The sequence below is a fragment of the Algoriphagus machipongonensis genome, from assembly GCF_000166275.1.
GTDB classification, from domain to species: Bacteria; Bacteroidota; Bacteroidia; order Cytophagales; family Cyclobacteriaceae; genus Algoriphagus; species Algoriphagus machipongonensis.
Window position 1 is genome coordinate 3,689,802 of record NZ_CM001023.1, and the last position, 19,281, is coordinate 3,709,082.

The following is a 19,281-nucleotide window of genomic DNA, read 5'->3' on the forward strand; positions in this document are numbered from 1 at the left end:
AATTTAATTGACATTTTTAAAATAAGTAAACCAGAAATACTTGGAAATACAGTAGAAATCAACCTCCCTGCGGTCGGTGAAATACTACTCTAGTTTTATTTCACCGCCTGCCTGCCGAAGGTAGGAAGGCGTATCTCGCGCAAGCATATCTCAGAAGCGAAGCGAACCTATTTCTTGTCAGGCTGAGCATCTCGTAAAGTTATAGGGGTCGAAACCTTGTCCTCGACTCCGCTCGGACTGACACAAAGCTACCATAGGTAAAGAGATCACCATATCTCGCGCAAGCATATTTCGGGAGCGAAGCGACCCTATTTCGCCGCCTACCTTCCGAAGGGAGGAAGGCCTATCTCAGGAGCGAAGCGACTGTATCTAATTTAAAAATCATGTTTGTTAACTGTCATTCTCACTTCAGCTTTAAATACGGAACTCTTTCTGTGGATGCACTGATAGAGGAAGCCAAGAGCAAGCGTCTCGATGCTTTCGCCTTGACAGACATCAATTGTACCGCAGGAGTATTCCCCTTTATCCGCGCTGCACAAAGAGTCGGTATCCATCCCGTCATCGGCATTGACTTCAGAAATGGAAATCAGCAGCAATACATCGGTCTGGCCCGAAATCAGGAAGGTTTCTTCGAACTCAACAGCCATCTTTCGGATCATTTGGTTCATAAAAAACCATTCGGAAAACGAGCCCCGGATTTTGACCACTGCTTTATTATTTACCCACTTCCTGATCGTCCCTTTACCCTCCGGGAAAATGAATACATCGGCGTTCACCCTACCCAGCTCAATCATCTAATCTCTTCCCCTTGGTTTCGATTCAAAGAGCGCCTGGTCATGCTCCAACCGGTGACTTTCACTTCCAAAATTGATTTCAATGCCCACCGTCTTTTGCGAAGCATAGACTTAAACACGCTACTGAGCAAACTCCCTACGGAAGAACAAGGAGATCCTGCAGACCGCTTCTACAGCTATGCAGATGCGGTGGCACGCTGCGAAAACCATAGCTACCTACTCGCCAATGCCCAGAAATTACTGGAACATTGCCAGTTTTCATTCTACTTCCAAGCCGTCAAAAACAAACGGGATGTCTTAGGTTCGGACTGGGAAGATTACGATTTCCTACGTCAGGAAACTTTCAAAGGAGCACTCAACCGTTATCCAGACCTAACAGCAACGATTTCACAGCGTATAGAAAAGGAACTGGAGCTCATCCAGCAAAAGGCTTTTACCTCCTACTTTCTGATCAATTACGACATCGTGACCTTTGCGCAGCAGCGCAACTTCTATCATGTGGGCCGTGGATCCGGTGCCAATAGCATCGTCGCCTATTGCCTGGGGATTACTGATGTGGACCCCATCGAACTGGACTTGTATTTCGAGCGATTTATCAATCTCTACCGGGAAAATCCGCCCGATTTTGACATTGACTTTTCATGGAAAGACCGGGATGAAGTCACTGATTATATTTTCAGAAAATACAACCAAGGCAAACAGGAACATGTCTCGCTTTTGGCGGCTTATAGCACCTTCCAGTACAACTCTGTCTTCCGTGAACTTGGGAAGGTTTTTGGCCTACCCAAAAGCGATATTGAGTCTCTGATCCATTTTGCGGATAAGCCTAATTTCGAACCAGATCAGTTTGGCAAGCTCATCATCAAATACAGTCAGGTACTGCATGACATGCCCTCCCATTTGACAGTTCATGCCTGTGGAATCCTGATTTCACACAAACCCATTCATTACTACACCGCCACGGAAATGCCTCCCAAAGGCTTCCCGCTTTCACACATCGACATGCATGTGGCCGAGGATATCGGACTGCATAAGTTTGACATTTTGAGCCAGCGTGGCTTGGGACATATCAAAAGTGCGATCGAAATCATCTACCAAAACCAAGGGGTAAAAGTAGACATCCGTAAAGTGGAGCAGTTTAAAAAAGACCAAAGAATCAAAGAACATCTCCGGGATGGGCATACCATCGGCGCCTTTTATGTGGAATCTCCTGCTATGCGCATGCTACTGGCAAAGATGAAAGCCGATGAATACCTGGAACTCGTCGCTGCCAGCTCCATCATCCGTCCGGGAGTGGCGAGATCAGGAATGATGCGTGAATACATTTTGCGACATGTGGATGAGGAGCGACGCAAAATCGCCCATCCCGTTCTCGCCGATATCATGCCCGAGACCTATGGGATCATGGTCTATCAGGAAGATGTGATCAAAGTAGCGCATTACTTCGCCGGTTTGAGTCTGGGAGAAGCCGATGTGCTACGAAGAGGCATGAGTGGAAAATCCCGCTCCAAGGATGAATTCCAACGGGTGAAAGACCGCTTCTTCAACAATTGCCGGGAAAAAGGACATGACGATAAAATTGCCGGGGAAGTCTGGCATCAGATCGAAAGCTTTGCCGGATATTCCTTTGCGAAGGGACATTCCGCTTCCTTTGCTGTGGAGAGTTACCAAAGTCTCTATCTCAAAGCCTATTTCCCACTGGAATTTATGGTGGGAGTGATCAACAACTTTGGAGGCTTTTATCATACCGAGTTTTATATCCACGAACTCCGAATGAACGGTGCCGACATCCAAGCTCCGCATATCAATGAAAGTGAGTATCTCACCCGGATCACCGGAATAACAGTGTACCTCGGATTTATACATCTTAAATATCTAGAGAAAGCTTCCGTAGAAAAAATCCTCACCGAGCGCAGAAAAAACGGTCACTTTATCGGACTGGCTGATTTCTGCGGACGGGTAGAAATCAGCCTCGAGCAACTCTTGATTTTAATTCGGATCAATTGCTTCCGATTCACCGGCAAAACCAAGCAGGAACTGCTTTGGGAAGCGCATTTCATTCTCAACAAGCGGAAAGCAATCCCCGGACCGACAGATCTTTTCAAGCAAAATACCGGATTCAATTTTCGCCAGCCTGCAGTACCCCAACTAGAAGAAATCGACATCCGTCAGGAAATCGTGGATCAGATCGATATTCTGGAATTTCCGTTGGACTCCCCTTTTCACCTGATCAAAGATCAAAGCATTTGTGGGATCAAAGCCGCCGAACTCAAGAGCTACCTTGGCAAAACCGTGCAGATTGTCGGCTATTTAGTGACCGTCAAATACACACGGACAGTCAAAGGAAATGTAATGAATTTCGGTACTTTCATCGATCGGGAAGGTCACTGGATCGATACGGTTCACTTCCCTCCCGTGGTCAAAAAATATCCTTTCAAAGGCCGAGCAATCTACCTGATCGAGGGCAAAGTCACCGCCGAATTTGACTTCTACAGCATCGAAGCTAGCAAATGTGAAAGACTGGAGTATTGGAATGCAGGAGAATAGTTAAAATATTCGAACCATCCCTAGTTCAAGTCTTCGGACTTGGACTACATAAAAACACAGTCTACAGTTTGTAAACATCATTACTCAATCAATAACACATCAATCAATTTCTCTGGCAATCCGGCATAATTGACGGCACTGCTATACAAATAGTCCTCTTGAGAAAGAACGATACCTGCTTTTACGGGATTTTGATGAATATAATGAAGGCACCGACTTACTTTTTCATTTGTATTCAGCTCAATTGGATGACTATGCTGCTGCCAGACTTGAAAGTGAGTGTTATTTGAGTTTGCTCTCCCTGCCTTGCCAAAATGCCAAAGCAAAATATCTTTTCTACTTTCTGTATGACTAGTCTTTATCGCTTCTAAAATCTTAACAGAAGTAAATTTTTTGATATCTCTCATTAACCCTTGTAAAGTTAACTCCCCATTCCGGCCAAGGATCATATGGATATGACTTGACATGATACAATAGGCACATAAATCAAGGCCTTTAAATTTCTGACAATACCTAAGTGAATCCAAAAAGATATCTCTATACTCCCTACGGGTAAATAAATCTATCCACTCTATAACAGTGAAGGTTACAAAATAAAGTTTATCCTGATCTCTAATTTTATATTTTCTACTCATCGAAAAAAAACTAACTAATTAAGTTAATTAGTTTTTTTCATAAACCAGCTTAATCCTAACTTTGTCCAAGTCTGAAGACTTGAACCAAATATCCTTTCAAAGGCCGGGCAATCTACTTGATTGAAGGCAAAGTCACCGCTGAATTTGACTTCTACAGCATCGAAGCTACCAAATGTGAAAGACTGGAGTATTGGAATGCGGGAGAATAGTTAAAATAAAACCAGAATAGGCTGATCATTTTAAGACAAATTACGTTATATTAAAGGACAATTTTCCTTTTTCAGTCATGGCAAAAAAATCTTCCAAAGTCAAAGAGCCGGCAGTTGCCTATGAAAAGACTTCAAATCTTTCTGTATCTGATATTCTACATATTGATGATCATCCTTTGGACGAGCCTTTCGATAGATTGGAAGTATTCCGTAATGGTTTGCCTAGAAAGTCTTTCGACAGTCTGAAGGAGCTATCGGGTATGGATTACAATACACTAGCCACAGCTTTGGGAGTTTCATCCAAAACCTTGCAGCGAAAGGAAGTTTTTGATACAATTCAATCCGAAAAAATCTATCAACTCGCATCATTATATGCTTTAGGCATCAATTACTTTGGCAAAGAAGGCTTTAAAAGATGGATGGATCGACCACTTTTTACTTTAGGGAATAGAAAGCCCCTTGAACTGATTGACGTTTCAGAAGGAATAGACCTTCTCAAATCAGAAATCATGAAACTTCAATACGGTATTGTTATTTGAGAAGATGATTGTCTATCGAATTGCTTTGACAAAGTACAACGATCTCAGTGGTGAAGGAGCCAAACGCTATGGAGGACGTTGGAATAAAGTTGGGGTTCCCGCCATTTATGCTGGATCTAGTATCTCATCCTGCCTCTTAGAAAGATTGACAATAGATCCTGAGTTGTTCTCATCTGAGAGATATATTCTCTACTCGGTCATGGAAATTCAGATTCCGAACAAGCTCATTTTCTACCCTGAAAAAACGGAATTACCAAAAAACTGGAACAGCCTCCCTCCGACAAAAGACTCTCAGGAATATGGTTCTAACTTACTTCATTCAGGCCTTCTCTGTTTTGCAGTTCCTTCCGTAGTGGATCCAAGTTCAATGAATTTTGTGATCAACCCACTTTCAGAAAATTTCAACCTCCTCGCATTCAAAACATATTCATTACAACTCGACCAGCGGATAGTCATATGATTTTTCGTTAGGAAATCCACTTTTTCCCGAAGGCTAATAGCGTATTAAATTGATATCAAATCATCCGCTCTTCCCTATTCCTCCACAACTTTCAATTTATAATAAACCACCTGATCCTCTTCCGTTTCGAAGAAATCCTGATTTTTATTGGCAAGAATTTCACCGTTTTCAGATACAGATAAAATTGTCCAAGTCTGAAGACTTGAACCAAATATCCTTTCAAAGGTCGGGCAATCTACATATATCGAAGGCAAAGTCACCGCTGAATTTGACTTCTACAGCATCGAAGCTACCAAATGTGAAAGACTGGAGTATTGGAATGCGGGAGAATAGTTCATGTCTTTAAACTGAACTATTTCAGCTCATACTTTAAAGCAACACCAAGTCCTCCAAAGGTTTTTCCCGAAGATAAAATCGGGTTAAATCTCAATTCAGGTTCTAAGCTGAGTTGACTTGAAAGAGGGATGCTTCGGCTTACTTTTAGCATCATCCCTAAACCAAACCTGGGACTGATCGAATGATCGTCAACAGTGACTTCAGGCTCTCCATTAATTTGATTCCAACCCACATAATATTCCAATGTAGGGCCTATAGCAAGGTTGACAATCTTAGTGTGATATTTATACAATATGGGTAAAGAGATGTACTGCTCATTGATATCGAAAAAGTAAATAGCATTCCCCCCATTTTCGAAAATAACATTCACATAGCCGCCTGTCTGATAGGTTCTGTAATAAAGTCCAGACTCAATTCCGCTTTTGGGGGTCAATTTATGGTCTATCACCAAACCAAAACCAGCAGCTAGCCCATTGACGTCATTTGAAAATTCTGCTAGCAAGTTTGCTCCTACTTTTGTCTGAGCATACGAGGCGGACAATTGAAAAATCCCTGCTAAAAAGATCACAAGGCAGACAACGAAAGTTTTATTCATAAAACAAATAAACTATATTTTTAATAAATAGTTGTATTTTATTCATCAATTAATTTCAATTTATAATAAACCACCTGGTCCTCTTCTGTTCCGAAAAAGTCTTGATTCTTTTTAGCTAAAATTTCACCATCCTCAGTGTTTGCTCTGCTGAAAATCAGGCCTTCTGGGACTTCTATGCCATTTTGAATCAACTTGTTTTCTTCATCAAAAACTGCCGCAAGGGTTTGATTCATCTGATCTAAATTTGAAGCTGTTGGATCTATCTCCACCGTTTCTTCCGGAACCCCTTTCTTATAGAAAACAATCGTCTTTCCTTCCAGTCGATACAGCTGTAAAATGGTAGCGGGTCTTTGATTGCTCATGGTATATTGCATCGCGACCTCAAAATCTTCAGCTCTTGGCAAAACAGCATCTTCCACTTCCAAATCAACTGTCTTTTCAAGAACTATTTCCTCTCCAATCTCCTCATAGACAAAGTACTTTAACTCATGATCAAAATGTAGATACCATTTATCCTTCAACTTCTGAATTTTAGGAAAGGGAAAGAAATAGTAATTCCCATCAGCATATATGGATGTCTTAGGAAAATCCATCGTGTCATGCCTCTCCATGGAGACTGTGTCCAATACTTCCAAAAAAGGTACGGAATACAAATACTTCACAAAATCTATTTCATTTCCTATTCCCAGGTCTCCAAAATTCACCGGCTTGAAATAGGTGATCTTTTCTCCCAATGAGGTAAATGCTGGGTCTAAGGAATTATTATGAATGATGTACTGATAGGGTAATAAAATTGACCGTTTAAAATCCCCATCCTTGGTGATAAAATGAAAGCCGCTTACCGAACTCAAAATCTGCAACATTTCATTTCTATAAGACAGCAAGAATATCCCCTGCATGGAATTCGGGCCTTCAAAAGGAATCTTCAAGTTGGATGTGATTTCTCCTTTGGAATCGATAAACAAAAGTTCCTGATCATTTTTAGTAGTAGCAACAAACTCCTGCGAAACCGAATCATAATCTTGAATCCACAAATCTCCCAGATAATTTATCTGTAAGGAATCAGTAATTTCTATTTGAAAATCCTGCTTAAAATCCGTAGCTGCTTTCTTTTTGGTACAACTAGCCCCTAGAATCAATAGGATGAAAAATGAAAAGTATACCTGCTTCATATCGTGTCTTTAAAACCAACAGCAAGATAGAGGCAGAGACTTTTGCTGATTGTTAAAACACCTTAGCTTTTGTTAAAAGTTATTTTCGGCAGGCCATTAAAATTTGACTTTCGAAAATTCGATCATCTTGTATTATGATGAAAAAATCCTTGAGATAAGAGTTCAAAACTTTGAATTCCCCTTTATCCAAGCTGGATTCATAGCTACTCACTAAACTCCAAATTTCTGTTTCCTTAGCAAGAAACTCTTGGCGTATTGCCTGCATCAATGACTCTTCTCTACAATATCCCCTATATAATCGCTCAGTCACATGCTCAATATCAACCAAGTTGCTCACCTGAGAATAAGGAGGATTCACCAGTCCGGTCATATCAAAATCATAAGCTAAAGGAACCACGGTTTTTGAATCCAGTTTGAGGATTTTCATGTTGTGTTGAAACATGGAGGACCAATCCGTATTGCCTATCATCAACTGAAAAAAATCATGTCTTACCGCTGCTGAATCTTCTAAGACCGTTCCCAGAATCTTTTTCCCATCCAATATTTCCCCTTCAAAACGATCCGCCACCTCATCATCATCTTCAATAAAGAAGCCTACCAATTCAGTAACTTCACCCTTTTTATCATCTTCGTCTTCTAAATAGACCTTAACCATCCTTGTTTGAAAAGCGTAGTCAACAACCGGCTCAGCAAGTTTATAACACAGGTATTCTTTTATGATATCATCATCGGCCCCTTTAGACCGAGTACAGGGTATAACCAATTTCAAACTTCGATTCCCCTGAAAAACGGTCCCCTTAGCGACTTTTTTCTTCATCTTTACACGTAAAGGAGGATAATAACAGTTTTCCAACCTGAAATTACCACGGACTCGAAGGTCAATTTTTAACGAATCCCAAGACCCTGTTTCCGCATTTTTCACTTGCATGAAACTATCTACGTAAGTAGAATCGTTGGACTCTTTTCTAAGGTCCTTCAAAGAAAATTTCAACTTGATTTCAAGCGTTTCCTGTTCTTCAAAGAGATCTTTCGACTCCTGTGAAAACCCTGAAAAAGAGACCAATAGAGTCAAACAAAAAAATAAGACTTCAGATAAAAATTTCTTCATAATTCCAATATTCTGTGTTTTACCAAAACCTGTAAGAATGTCATCGTAAAAAAATCACAGCATCACTAATTCCTTGACATTCAAATAATTCAATTAAAAATTAATACCCTAAACAAAATAATTAATTAATAATTTGACCGCCAGTATTTTAACTTTCTAGAATATAGGACTTTTTTAATTCATTTTCTCTAAAAAAACATTCTTAAACTCCACTTCTGCACCTTCTGCCTGTAAAGCAATCTGTCCTTTTTGAGCAGTTGCTCCATATCCATCATTTACTAAATCCCCATTTAACCAAACGGTAATTCGATCTTTCAAGCAAGTGATTTTAATGTGATTCCATTCTCCCAATGGATTCTCAGAATCATCCGTAAGATTTCTTACTCTTCTTTCCTTACCTTCAGAAACACCCCAGTTTTCCTTAGGACCTCTCCTGCTCTCCATATCATCCACTTTGATATCTTGCTGAATACACCAAAAATCTCCTGCATTACTATGCATTAATTGAACTTCAATAGACTTGGGGAACATATCATATAAAGCTCTTGGCTCAGAAGCATGTACCAATATTCCGCAGTTCCCCGGTTTTCCTGCGAAGCGGTAATCAAGTTCTAACGTAAAATTTTCATAAACTTGATCTGTGATCAAGTGGCCTTCAGGAGTCCCTAAACTTACCAAAAGTCCATCTCTTATGATAAAGGGAATTCGCAAACTACTATCAGCCTCCAGATCGGGAACATCCATATGCCACCCTTCTAAACTTTCTCCATCAAATAGTTTGATGGTTTCGCCACCTGAGGAAGGCTCTTTTTTTAATTGCTCGGTGCCAGATTGTTTTCCTATAAAGGCAAATAAAAGTGTGATTACTACTAATACTCCAACAATCGATTTTACTGAATCAACCATAATTCCTATTACTTATTTACCAAAAATATTAAAAACAAATGCTCTATACTTTAGCAGAGCCACGAAAATAGCTCCTCCAAATGCATTACCTAGCAAGGCCGAACCTTGAAATGTCAGGTAATCCCAAAGGCTGATATCCGGAGATCTCAACATCCCTGAAAACACTTCTATACTACCGATAATACTATGGTGTAAGCCTGCGAAAGCCAAGACAGAGGTTATCAAAAAGATAATGACTATCCTACTAATTGTGTCTCTCACAGAAGCCAATAACCAAGAAAGCAAGCCCATTAACCAACCTGCCACGATAGCACTTACCAAAATCACAGGCAACTTCGCAGCGATCACGTGTTTGGCAATCGTCACCATCACCTCATTATTGAAAATGCCGAGTCTTGGCCCTAGCCAGTTTAACAACAATGCGATGGCATAACCACCAATTAAGTTTCCAATTACCACCAACCCCCATAACCTTAACATGGCCCCAGAGGTCTGTTTTTTATTGAGAACAGGTAAGGTCAGCAATGCAGTCTGCTCAGTAAAAAGAATACTTTGCCCCATTACGACCAAAATAAATCCCAATGGGTATACCAAGGAAATCATTTTGAATATCGAATCTTCTCCCATTTTCCCCTCGAGAAAAAAGAAAACCGAACATATCATCAAGTAACTAAAGCCAATCTCCAAACCGGCAGTCACAGAGCTCAATAAAATACTGCTCGTGCTCTTATTATAAGTTTCTAAAGCATCCGAAAGCTGATCCCTTAAAATCTCTCCATGAGACTTAGGTGCATCTTTACCAGTCTTTTTGGTCCCTTGAATCTCTTTATCTATTACTTTCTGCTTTTTCTTTTCTTCTGCGGCCAATTTCTTTTCTTCAGCAGCTAGTTTCTTTTCTTCATCCGTCATATTCATAGGATTTATTTTAAGGGAATCTATTATATCAAATTTGGCAAATCAGTGTTTTTGCCTGCCTTCCCAGATTCTCATAAACAACATATGCGCCATTCTGCGCGCATGTTCCTTCGCAAAGCTGGCTACTTCCCCTTCAAAATATCGATCTATGGTACCAAACCATAATTCCAGCCAGTTTCCAAAATGCTCCTGAGCTATGGTATTATTTACTGCTGTATCTACTTCCTGGTGCACTTTGGTTGGGTTGAATTTTCCTGCTCCCGGCCCTGTTTGAAGCAAGATCATTTCCCAGAAATCCGAAAGATGTTCAAAGTGATGATCCCAGTCTTCAACAACTCCATTGAATATTGGTCCAAGGGTTTCATGCTTCCTTATTTGGTCATAAAATCTACGAACCAAAAAATCTACTTCTTTCCTACTTCTGATATCAACTCTATCCATTTTATTTTTTCAATATAGGCTGAAGTACCTCAAGATTCCCGTCGATATCCTCTGGCAGTGGCAATCCTAAGATCTCACATATTAATGGGTAAATATGAATATTTTCAAATGAACCGATTTTCAAACCCTCTTTAATCTGTGGCCCATTTGCATAGAAAATTCCATGCATTTCAGGATATTTTTGACTGAATCCATGTGTTCCTCTAACTGTCGTTTCATCTATACGCATCCTTCTGGAAATCACCTCACGGTATTCTTCATTTTCCATAAAATAATTACCGAGATCAGCTAATAGAATAATGTCACCAATTCGATCTCCATAAACACTTACATCCTTGTAATAATTCTCATCTGAGGAATCAAAAACCACAAAACCCGCCTCTTTCTTTTTCATCAACTTAATCGCTTTCATTTTTTCATTTGGATCATCGAGATATATATGCGCTAAAGCCCCGCTATTTACTACTCGTCCAGAAACCCCTTCTGTGATTTTATCCAAAGGAATGTATGTGTCTTTAGTAACGTTTGCCATCCCATGGTCAGAAACGATGATGATATTCACATCTTGGCCGAGGCTTTTTACTCCTTCAAATAAGGACCCTAGCTCTTTGTCCAAGCGATCCAATCTTTCAGAAAGCTTCTTATCGTTTTCTGCCCCATACATATGCCCCACATCATCCATGTCAGAGAAATACATGGTAATCATTCTAGGTTTTAAGGAGTCCGGCATCTGTAGCCATTCGAAAACCTGACTTATTCTTGTCAGATTTTTGACTCTACCATCATAATCAAAATAATAGCTTGGTCGAGTTTTTTGCACATCCGCTTCCGAACCAACGAAAAAATAACTGGCCGATTTCATCCCATTTTTTTCTGCAAGAACCCAAAGCGGCGTGCCTCCATACCAACTCCCATCTGTTATTACTTCCCTTTTATTGATTCGATATTCTTGATCTTTTTCAGGATTATAAAAGGAATTATCCACAATACCATGATGCTCAGGTCTCATTCCAGTAGCAATCGTATAATGGTTAGGAAAAGTCTTCGTGGGGAAAGAAGGAATCAAAGACTTTGCTGAGGTCCCGGAGGAAATAAATCGGCTAATATTTTCTGGCTGGAACCTCTCGACATAATCGTATCTAAATCCATCCAGAGATATCAAAATGACCACTGGTTCCTTTTTTTCCTGTGAAAAGGATAAAAAATGGCAGCCAATAACCAAAATAACAATGAGAAAGAGTGATTTTTTCATTAGAAAAGAATTTAGACGAAAATACCTGTTGAAAACTTTAAATCAATAAAAATCCCTGAAGTAACCCTGATCCTTTCACTTTTTCTGAAGATACTGAGATTAGTTTCCACAAGGTCAGAATTGCAAATTTCAAATCAACCTTTTTCTTCCTTTCATTCTCAGTTCAATTCCCAAAATCAGGAATAAAAACGTTGGGTCTCTCCCCAATTTCGGGAATTTATTTCCATAGAAAAACGGTAAATCGGCCTAAATAAGCCGGATTCGCTGTGGTATGTGAATTGAATTAGAATTGATATCAAACAAAAAAAATCATGAAAACGACCAACAAAATTCTTTATACCCTAATGATTGCTTCCGTAAGTATGGGAGCCGTAAGTTGTAAGTCAAGTAATGCTGTCAAAGGCGGCGCTATTGGTGGTGCAGCTGGTGGTATCTTAGGCGGTGTTATCGCCGGTAAAGATAATACGGCAACAGGTGTCCTAATCGGATCAGCTATCGGTGGTTCTGCAGGTGCAATAATCGGTAACGAAATGGATAAAGCAGCAGAAGAACTTCAAAGAGATTTAGAAGGCGCAACAGTGGAACGTGTTGGAGAAGGAATTAAAATCACCTTCGATTCAGGGCTGATGTTTGACGTCGATAAGGCAACATTAAATTCTAACTCCAGGGATAATTTAATGGAGCTTTCCGAAACGTTAAAGAAATATGATGAGACCAACATCCTTGTTGAAGGCCATACAGACGCAACAGGATCAGACGATTACAACTTAGATTTATCCAGAAAAAGAGCCTATTCGGTTGAAGATTATTTGACAAACTTGGGAATTCAAAAATCAAGATTGGAAATCACTGCATATGGGGAAAATCAACCTATTGCTACCAATGAAACCGAAGCTGGAAGACAACAAAACAGACGAGTAGAAGTAGCTATTTATGCCAATAAAAAAATGCAAAGAATGGCTGAACGAGGCGAGTTAGGTCAGGATTAATCTGATTAATGAACCCTTTTTATATATCCGAAAGGCGACCATCAGGTCGCCTTTTTTTTGATTACTGGCTTGAAGAATTCTGCAATTGCTCCTGATAATACTTCATCCGTTCCTCATTGCCAATAGCCTTATTCAATAAAAATAAGTTGGACAGCACGGACTTACTGGATCCGTATTTCAGAGCTTCCTCAAATACTTCAATCGCTTCTTCTTCCTTCCTTTGAACAATCAGTGCTGTGCCTAGATTAGTTAAAGCAGAAAATTGATCTTCGTGGCCCGCTTCGACTGCTGCTCGAAAGTATTTTTCGGCATCAGCATAATTTTTATCTTTCAAAAAAGCGATTGTACCAAGATTAGTGGACACCACAGAGTTGGTGGGATCCAATTGATAAGCTATTAGGAATTTGGTCTTTGCCGCCAAGGTATCTCGGGTTTCTATCAGTGCTTTTCCATAAGCTGGGTAATAGGATGGGTATTTTTCTGCTCCTCCAAATTCTTCAATCTCACTTTCAATCTTCCCATATTCGGATACTGCCAGAGCAAAGTTTTTTGCTTCGAAAGCATCGTTTCCTGCTCTCATGGTAAGTAGAAATGCGGTTTCTTCCACCGAATATTCATCATCTTCAGACTTATAACTAGCCGCTTTATCTAAATCACCTTCTTCAGTATATAAGTAGGCCAAATTTCTTCTTAATTCCGGTTCTTCTTTTTCAGCCAAAGCCAATTCAAAATATTTGATTGCATTTGCATTATCATTAAGACGCATGTAAGTGAGTCCCAAGTTTTTATATGCAGGGTGAAGATCCGGCTTTTCTGCATTCAAGCTTTCTAAGTACAGGGATTTTGCTTTTTCATACTCTCCTTCCTCATAGGAAATAGCAGCCAATTTAAACTTGGAGAAATAATTATTAGGTAGTTTTTTGAGACTTTCATTCAATACAACTTTTGCTCTAGCGGTATCTCCTACTCCTAGTAAAGCCTCAGCAAATGGGGCCAAATACTGTGATACAGGAGCATCTTTCCCCAAAATTTGATACATACGATCATATTGCTTTACTGCTTCTTCATAATATGGTTTTGCTGAATCCACCGAGGTCTTTTTGATTTCTGCACCTTTTAACCTCAATTCCTCTGCATACATCACATGAGTCCTCCAGCTAGTCGGTGCAGTTTTCACTCCAGAGGAAGAAAGCGCGATAGCATCTTTCCAGACTTTTGCCCTATCTACCGTCTTCCAGCTAAAAGCAAGCATCACCGGCAAAAGAACAAGAATTGCAACCATCGCTTGTTGCTTCACCTGAAAATTCAATAGCAGTCTATAGAGCCCATAAACCAGCAAAAAACTAAATGCGAGAGAAGGAATGAATAAAAATCGCTCGCCTAGATTGGATCCAATTGTTAAAGATTGAGTCAAGTTTGCGAAAATGGAGAAAGTCGCCAGATAAAAAAGAATTCCGAAACTAAATAAACTTCTACTCTTAAAGCCTTTATACACCAAGTAAAATAACGCTCCAAAAAGGATCAAACTTACCCAGACCAATGGGTTTTGGAAACTTTGAACATCAAAATGAGAGAAGGAATAATCCCAAGACAATGGATGTGGAAATACCAATAACTTTAAATATTGGAGGTAGATGTAAAGGTTAGTAGCAAGTCTCTCCCCACCACTCAAACCATATAAAATCGAATTGATTTTTGAGTCATAAACTGTTGCGGCACTGTCCAGAACAAAAGCACGACAAATCATATAGATCACCACCGGAATAAAGAACGGAATCACCTCTTTTAGACTATCCAATACCTTTTTGTTTTGGAAGAAATAGGCAATAAAGGCTACTACAGCCATCAAAGTAATCGTTTCTTCTTTTGATAAAAGAGAGAGAAAAAACAAAAACCCTATCAAAATTTGCTTACCTAAAGTCAGTCTATTTTCGCTTTTGAACCAGATTAATATAGCCGAAAAAGCAAACAAGGAAGCCAGCAAAGTATCCCTACTTTTAACAGAGGCCACCACTTCTGTATGCAAAGGATGGACAGCATATAAAGCTAAAATCAGTAAGGGAACAAAAATCGGCAGCTCTTTTTTCGAACATAGGTCAACCAATAATTTGCCTACGATAAGCAATAAAAAGAAGTATAGAACTACATTAATAACATGCCCATTGGAAGCATTAAACTCTCCAAAAATCTGATACTCTACCGCAAATGTCAGCAATGTAAAAGGCCTATAAATACTGGTATTGACGGGATTTATGGTAATGAAATTCATGGAACCGTACTTAAATAACTCGGTCCATTCAGACAATCCCTTTTGTGTTACTCTATTGAAATAAGCATAGATTCCATCATCACCTGTGTATTCATAATCATAGGTATGAAAATATAAACCAGCTCCTAAAAGCGAGATGGCTATTATCCAAAAAATAACTTTTTGCTTCATTCTATTCTTTTTAGAAACAGGAAATTAAGGATAAAAGTCAAAAATATGAATAGCGAAGATTTAAGTGCTTCAATTCTATAAATTTTAAAATTCCTTTTTCATCAAAAAATCTGTCTGCACTTCATCTCCAAAAGGGAAAGGGTGTGAACTGAATTTTTCAAGGCCATTCTTTTCGTAAAATCGGATCGCCCTTTTATTATGCTCCCAAACTCCTAACCACATGTATTTTTTCCCTAAACTCCTTGCATAGGATTCGGCATGATCCAACAATCTTTTACCCAAACCTAAACCAAGGTAAGCTTTCAACAAATAGAGTCTCGCAATCTCCAAGCTTTCTGGATCTTGAATGTCTGTTTGTGCTGGAACCAGGTTCACCTTGCAGTACCCAATGATGTGGACATCTTTTTTTGCGATAAAAAAAGTGGATGCTTCGTTCTGAAATTCATCCTTAAATTGATTGATCGTAAAGGCTTCTTCTAAATAGGCCATCACATTCTCGATTTTATTTCCTTCACGAAAAGATTCCAAAAAAGACTCTCTTGCCATTTTTACCAAGTCTTCCAAGTCATGGATTTTTGCTTTCTGTATTTGAACCTCTTGCACCCGCTTAGTTTTTATTGAGAATCTTCAATGCCTGATCAATTTGAGAATTCGGAAACTCTCCTAAAATGGCTCGATATTCGCCACTGGGATGAATAACTACAAAGCTTCTACAGGGATAAGGATATTTAAAAAACGCTTCTTCAAAGGCATTATCTGGATCAGGTATCCAAGTAATTATCCCTTGATATTTCTCCAAACCATGAGGATTTTTGTAAATATAAGATGGCTCAGAAGCATCTCTTTTCTCTGCAGTTTTTAATAGCCATTCATGGCTTTTTTTAAAATACTTGGTATCGTAAGCATGATCACCTGTAGAATTACATTCGTCTTTACCCGGATAATAAATAACAATTAGCGATTTCTGATTATTTAAATCTTCTAGCTTGCCTAACTTTTCATAAAAAGAATAGGGATCTACTTTTCCAAAAGGCATGCGGTGGATCAACATCATCAAGTCTTCCTCTTCGCCAGGAATCCCAAAATAAGGTCCGTTGAGAATTTTGTCTTGAAATTCCTCTTTTGAAACGGACTTACCTAATTCATCTCTATACCTCGTCTGGCTAAGGACAGAGATAGAAAAACTTAAAAACAGAATAAGTAAAAGCCACCTCATTCTACCTCTTTTGCTCAAAGAAATAAACTACCAGCATCTTCACAGGTACTTTCCCCTCATTGACGGGATTGTGCGTTAAGCGCCCATCAAACAACATAGAATCCCCTTCATTTAAGAAAACACTTTGGTCTTTGAAGATATATTTCACGGAACCTGAAATGATGTATTTGTATTCAAAGGCCTCGGTAGTTACAAAGTTCCGTTTGGCTCCTGGTTGGATTTCCAGCAGCACAATATCGATGGTGCTACTAGGCATTTTCCTTGTAAAAATCCTAGAGTAATCGAATCCTAAGGCATCTTCTTTTTCAAACTTTTGATACTCATTTTTCCTCTGCACAAAGACTTTGGTTCCACTGCTAAATTTACTCAACTCAGTAAAAAATGAATCAAAATCAACCTCTAAGGCTTGAATGATTTCAATCAAAACCAGTAAAGAAGGGATAGTTCTTCCATTTTCAATTTGGGAAATAAGTCCTTTGGTAACTCCTGCACGATCTGCAATGTCTTGAAGCGTGAGACTCTTTTCTTTCCGAACTGATTTAATTTTATTACTTATTTGCGCGACTACTTCATTTTCCATAGTCTGAATACTTTTTCATAATCTATTGGGTAACAAAAAGACAAATTGTCAATATACAAACTGTTGCAAAATACGATTTATATTCTTTCAACCACTTCCTCTCCTAAACCAAATGAAAGTGTCATTCCTGCTCCTCCCATTCCATTGACAATAGTCACTGAATCGTCTATATCTTTCACAAAATCAATGGCTCCATTGGTCATTTTCGGATAGATCCCATGCCAGGAAGAACCGATACTCCAGTCTTTAAACTGTGCAAATGTCTTTAAAAAATCAATAATTAGTTGATTGATATGATTCTGATCAAAGGGATCTAAATTCAAACCATATTCATGACTATCCCCAATCGTGAGTTCTCCTAGTCCATTTTGAGATACCATGACATGAATTCCCAATTCCAATAATTCAGGATATTGTTCTTGATAGATACTTTTCAATTCGGGTAAGGACTTCGCTACTTCAAAGCCTTTGTAATGAATAAAACTCAAACCAGCACATAGCGGTGGGCCTATTCGCCAATCTTGGGGTTGCTGAACCAGTCGCATCATCTGCAGCTTGCACTTGGTTATTGGAGTAGCTTCAAAAACCTCTGGATACAAAGTCTCAAAGTCAGCCCCAGAGCAAACAAAAACTTTGTCAGCAGACCAGGATTTCTTCCCACTATAAACCGTATTCCCTTCAATTCTCGAGATGGCTTTGTTCCAAATAAACTCCACATCCTCCAATGAATTCAAATATTTGGCAGTCTTAAGAACCGCTTCTCTCGGATCTACAATCATCTCATCAGCAGACCAAAGAGCTCCTTTGAGCCCTTCTAACTTGGTGGCGGGACTTAGGGCTGCTACCTGAGTTGGAGAAAGAGCTTTTGCAGATTTGACACCATCCATAGCAGCGGTATACTCTTCTACTACTTTCATCTCCAAGTCGGTATAGGCAAGGTGAAGCGAGCCCGTTTCTTCTGCAAAAAACTCTGCTTTCGCACTCATTTCTTTCCAGATTTCCTTAGCTCTTAAAGCACGGTCATAAGCTGGCCCAAGAGTTTGTCCGATGGGCCAGATCATCCCAAAATTTCTTACCGATGCTCCTTGTGCCTGAGGATGCCTTTCAATAACCCTGACTTTCCAACCTTTGGATTGGAGGGCTCTTGTGATAGATAAGCCAACAATTCCGGCTCCTATTACGATCGCTGAAGGTTTAGTACTCATTAAACTATTACTTTTTTGTATTTCAAATCTAAAAAACTAAATCTCTTATAAAATCGAGCTCATGTTACAAAAAAAGGGAGCTTTGTGCAAAACACTCACTCCCTTTGAGGCAAAACCAACTCAATAATTGTTTAGCAAAATTAAACATTTGTAAACAAAAATAAAATTAGAGAAGTGAAGTGTATGTTAATTATTTCTTCCTTTCGATGTTTATATTTCAAGATACCTTAATCACCTTTCAATTGATTTTTTCACCAAAATTTAACGTGACAATATCATTAATATAGCCTTCTAAAGGTTATTTTGGTAATGAATTAAAGTAGCTAAAAATGAAGCCTACATTTATTGAAAAGTCCAAAAACAAAAGGTTAGCTCTGATTTTTGATTTGTATGAAAAATATGGAGACGATGATTACATCGGCGAACCTGTTTCACAAATTGAACATATGTGTCAATCTGCTCAGTTGGCAGAAAAAGAAGGCTATGATGAGGAAGTTATTTTAGCTGCTTTTTTTCATGATATTGGACACCTGTGCGTTCATTTGGGAAGTTTTGAATCGATGAATGGCTATGGAATCAAAAGCCATGAAAAGATTGGCGGTGATTTTTTAAGGGATATGGGCTTCCCTGAGCGCATTGCCAAATTGGTGGAGAATCATGTGCAAGCAAAGCGATACCTAACTTTTAAAAACCCTGCATACTTTGACAAACTTTCGGAAGCAAGCAGGAAAACCTTGGAGTTCCAAGGTGGAAAAATGAATGAATCTGAGGCAAAGGAATTTGAAAACGATCCCTTATTTGAGGTTTCTATAAAAATGAGAAATTGGGATGAATTGGCCAAGCTGGAAAATGTCCCCCTTCCAGATTTAGGAGTTTACCGGAAAATAGCTGAAAGACTGATCGCTTAATTGAAGTATATTTAAGTAATAAAATCCCCACGAG

The 19,281-nt window shown here is 39.2% G+C and carries 19 protein-coding genes; 5 read left to right on the forward strand and 14 right to left on the reverse strand.

Annotated elements, in window-relative coordinates:
- The first annotated feature begins 383 nt into the window (after positions 1-383).
- Positions 384-3,341, forward strand: coding sequence for a DNA polymerase III subunit alpha (locus tag ALPR1_RS15535; RefSeq protein WP_008202109.1), 2,958 nt, complete (start codon positions 384-386; stop codon positions 3,339-3,341).
- An 80-nt stretch (positions 3,342-3,421) separates the two neighbouring features.
- Here ALPR1_RS15535 and ALPR1_RS15540 read toward each other — a convergent pair whose 3' ends face one another.
- Positions 3,422-3,976, reverse strand: a complete 555-nt coding sequence (locus tag ALPR1_RS15540; protein ID WP_008202110.1) for an REP-associated tyrosine transposase — start codon at positions 3,974-3,976, stop codon at positions 3,422-3,424.
- A 286-nt stretch (positions 3,977-4,262) separates the two neighbouring features.
- Here ALPR1_RS15540 and parS point away from each other — a divergent pair, with 286 nt between their 5' ends.
- Both parS and ALPR1_RS15550 read left to right on the forward strand, forming a co-directional pair.
- Positions 4,263-4,724, forward strand: coding sequence for a type II RES/Xre toxin-antitoxin system antitoxin (gene parS, locus ALPR1_RS15545; RefSeq protein ID WP_008202111.1), 462 nt, complete (start codon positions 4,263-4,265; stop codon positions 4,722-4,724).
- Positions 4,725-4,728: 4 nt separating this feature from the next.
- Positions 4,729-5,184: an RES family NAD+ phosphorylase gene (locus ALPR1_RS15550; RefSeq protein ID WP_008202112.1), complete on the forward strand. Its 456-nt coding sequence runs from the start codon at positions 4,729-4,731 to the stop codon at positions 5,182-5,184.
- 74 nt (positions 5,185-5,258) lie between these two features.
- Here the strand turns inward: ALPR1_RS15550 and ALPR1_RS15555 are convergent, their stop codons facing one another.
- From ALPR1_RS15555 to ALPR1_RS15590, 8 genes are all read right to left on the reverse strand, one after another.
- Entirely contained in the window at positions 5,259-5,438 is a 180-nt protein-coding gene (locus ALPR1_RS15555) for a hypothetical protein (protein ID WP_153231823.1), read from the reverse strand.
- A gap of 98 nt (positions 5,439-5,536) precedes the next feature.
- Complete coding sequence (locus ALPR1_RS15560; RefSeq protein ID WP_008202115.1) at positions 5,537-6,115, reverse strand: porin family protein; 579 nt, start codon at positions 6,113-6,115, stop codon at positions 5,537-5,539.
- 38 nt (positions 6,116-6,153) lie between these two features.
- Positions 6,154-7,287: a hypothetical protein gene (locus ALPR1_RS15565; RefSeq protein ID WP_008202116.1), complete on the reverse strand. Its 1,134-nt coding sequence runs from the start codon at positions 7,285-7,287 to the stop codon at positions 6,154-6,156.
- Positions 7,288-7,366: 79 nt separating this feature from the next.
- Positions 7,367-8,395 carry a hypothetical protein gene (locus ALPR1_RS15570; RefSeq protein ID WP_008202117.1) on the reverse strand — a complete coding sequence of 343 codons (1,029 nt, stop codon included), beginning with the start codon at positions 8,393-8,395 and terminating at the stop codon, positions 7,367-7,369.
- A 174-nt stretch (positions 8,396-8,569) separates the two neighbouring features.
- Complete coding sequence (locus tag ALPR1_RS15575; protein WP_008202118.1) at positions 8,570-9,301, reverse strand: 3-keto-disaccharide hydrolase; 732 nt, start codon at positions 9,299-9,301, stop codon at positions 8,570-8,572.
- 12 nt (positions 9,302-9,313) lie between these two features.
- Positions 9,314-10,216, reverse strand: coding sequence for a formate/nitrite transporter family protein (locus ALPR1_RS15580; protein ID WP_008202120.1), 903 nt, complete (start codon positions 10,214-10,216; stop codon positions 9,314-9,316).
- A 42-nt stretch (positions 10,217-10,258) separates the two neighbouring features.
- The gene (locus ALPR1_RS15585; protein ID WP_008202122.1) at positions 10,259-10,657 is read right to left on the reverse strand and encodes a group III truncated hemoglobin; all 399 of its coding nucleotides are present in this window, start codon (positions 10,655-10,657) and stop codon (positions 10,259-10,261) included.
- Position 10,658: 1 nt separating this feature from the next.
- Positions 10,659-11,909, reverse strand: coding sequence for an alkaline phosphatase family protein (locus tag ALPR1_RS15590; protein WP_008202124.1), 1,251 nt, complete (start codon positions 11,907-11,909; stop codon positions 10,659-10,661).
- 311 nt (positions 11,910-12,220) lie between these two features.
- On the opposite strand from ALPR1_RS15590, the gene ALPR1_RS15595 reads away from it, so the two are divergent.
- On the forward strand, positions 12,221-12,898 hold the full coding sequence (locus ALPR1_RS15595; RefSeq protein ID WP_008202125.1) for an OmpA family protein: 678 nt from the start codon (positions 12,221-12,223) through the stop codon (positions 12,896-12,898).
- A 61-nt stretch (positions 12,899-12,959) separates the two neighbouring features.
- On the opposite strand, the gene ALPR1_RS15600 is transcribed toward ALPR1_RS15595, so the two are convergent.
- The 5 genes from ALPR1_RS15600 to ALPR1_RS15620 all read right to left on the reverse strand — a co-directional run bounded on the left by ALPR1_RS15600 (position 12,960) and on the right by ALPR1_RS15620 (position 18,339).
- A complete protein-coding gene (locus ALPR1_RS15600; protein ID WP_008202126.1) occupies positions 12,960-15,338 on the reverse strand; it encodes a tetratricopeptide repeat protein in 2,379 nt (792 codons plus the stop codon).
- Positions 15,339-15,422: 84 nt separating this feature from the next.
- Positions 15,423-15,941 (reverse strand): GNAT family N-acetyltransferase, encoded by a 519-nt coding sequence (locus tag ALPR1_RS15605; protein WP_008202127.1) that lies wholly within the window; start codon positions 15,939-15,941, stop codon positions 15,423-15,425.
- Positions 15,942-15,945: 4 nt separating this feature from the next.
- Positions 15,946-16,554: a hypothetical protein gene (locus ALPR1_RS15610; protein ID WP_008202128.1), complete on the reverse strand. Its 609-nt coding sequence runs from the start codon at positions 16,552-16,554 to the stop codon at positions 15,946-15,948.
- Between the two features lies 1 nt (position 16,555).
- A complete protein-coding gene (locus ALPR1_RS15615; RefSeq protein ID WP_008202129.1) occupies positions 16,556-17,134 on the reverse strand; it encodes a helix-turn-helix domain-containing protein in 579 nt (192 codons plus the stop codon).
- 77 nt (positions 17,135-17,211) lie between these two features.
- Positions 17,212-18,339 carry a TIGR03364 family FAD-dependent oxidoreductase gene (locus tag ALPR1_RS15620; protein ID WP_008202130.1) on the reverse strand — a complete coding sequence of 376 codons (1,128 nt, stop codon included), beginning with the start codon at positions 18,337-18,339 and terminating at the stop codon, positions 17,212-17,214.
- A gap of 329 nt (positions 18,340-18,668) precedes the next feature.
- Here ALPR1_RS15620 and ALPR1_RS15625 point away from each other — a divergent pair, with 329 nt between their 5' ends.
- Positions 18,669-19,247, forward strand: coding sequence for a phosphonate degradation HD-domain oxygenase (locus ALPR1_RS15625; protein ID WP_008202132.1), 579 nt, complete (start codon positions 18,669-18,671; stop codon positions 19,245-19,247).
- The last annotated feature ends 34 nt before the right edge of the window (positions 19,248-19,281 follow it).

Coding starts and splice junctions, on each gene's coding strand:
- ALPR1_RS15575 (WP_008202118.1), bottom strand. CDS start 9,301: ATGGTTGATTCAGTAAAATCGATTGTTGGAGTATTAGTAGTAATCACA.
- ALPR1_RS15580 (WP_008202120.1), bottom strand. CDS start 10,216: ATGAATATGACGGATGAAGAAAAGAAACTAGCTGCTGAAGAAAAGAAA.
- ALPR1_RS15585 (WP_008202122.1), bottom strand. CDS start 10,657: ATGGATAGAGTTGATATCAGAAGTAGGAAAGAAGTAGATTTTTTGGTT.
- ALPR1_RS15565 (WP_008202116.1), bottom strand. CDS start 7,287: ATGAAGCAGGTATACTTTTCATTTTTCATCCTATTGATTCTAGGGGCT.
- ALPR1_RS15615 (WP_008202129.1), bottom strand. CDS start 17,134: ATGGAAAATGAAGTAGTCGCGCAAATAAGTAATAAAATTAAATCAGTT.
- ALPR1_RS15610 (WP_008202128.1), bottom strand. CDS start 16,554: ATGAGGTGGCTTTTACTTATTCTGTTTTTAAGTTTTTCTATCTCTGTC.
- ALPR1_RS15540 (WP_008202110.1), bottom strand. CDS start 3,976: ATGAGTAGAAAATATAAAATTAGAGATCAGGATAAACTTTATTTTGTA.
- ALPR1_RS15590 (WP_008202124.1), bottom strand. CDS start 11,909: ATGAAAAAATCACTCTTTCTCATTGTTATTTTGGTTATTGGCTGCCAT.
- ALPR1_RS15550 (WP_008202112.1), top strand. CDS start 4,729: ATGATTGTCTATCGAATTGCTTTGACAAAGTACAACGATCTCAGTGGT.
- ALPR1_RS15620 (WP_008202130.1), bottom strand. CDS start 18,339: ATGAGTACTAAACCTTCAGCGATCGTAATAGGAGCCGGAATTGTTGGC.
- ALPR1_RS15625 (WP_008202132.1), top strand. CDS start 18,669: ATGAAGCCTACATTTATTGAAAAGTCCAAAAACAAAAGGTTAGCTCTG.
- ALPR1_RS15600 (WP_008202126.1), bottom strand. CDS start 15,338: ATGAAGCAAAAAGTTATTTTTTGGATAATAGCCATCTCGCTTTTAGGA.
- ALPR1_RS15535 (WP_008202109.1), top strand. CDS start 384: ATGTTTGTTAACTGTCATTCTCACTTCAGCTTTAAATACGGAACTCTT.
- parS (WP_008202111.1), top strand. CDS start 4,263: ATGGCAAAAAAATCTTCCAAAGTCAAAGAGCCGGCAGTTGCCTATGAA.
- ALPR1_RS15570 (WP_008202117.1), bottom strand. CDS start 8,395: ATGAAGAAATTTTTATCTGAAGTCTTATTTTTTTGTTTGACTCTATTG.
- ALPR1_RS15560 (WP_008202115.1), bottom strand. CDS start 6,115: ATGAATAAAACTTTCGTTGTCTGCCTTGTGATCTTTTTAGCAGGGATT.
- ALPR1_RS15595 (WP_008202125.1), top strand. CDS start 12,221: ATGAAAACGACCAACAAAATTCTTTATACCCTAATGATTGCTTCCGTA.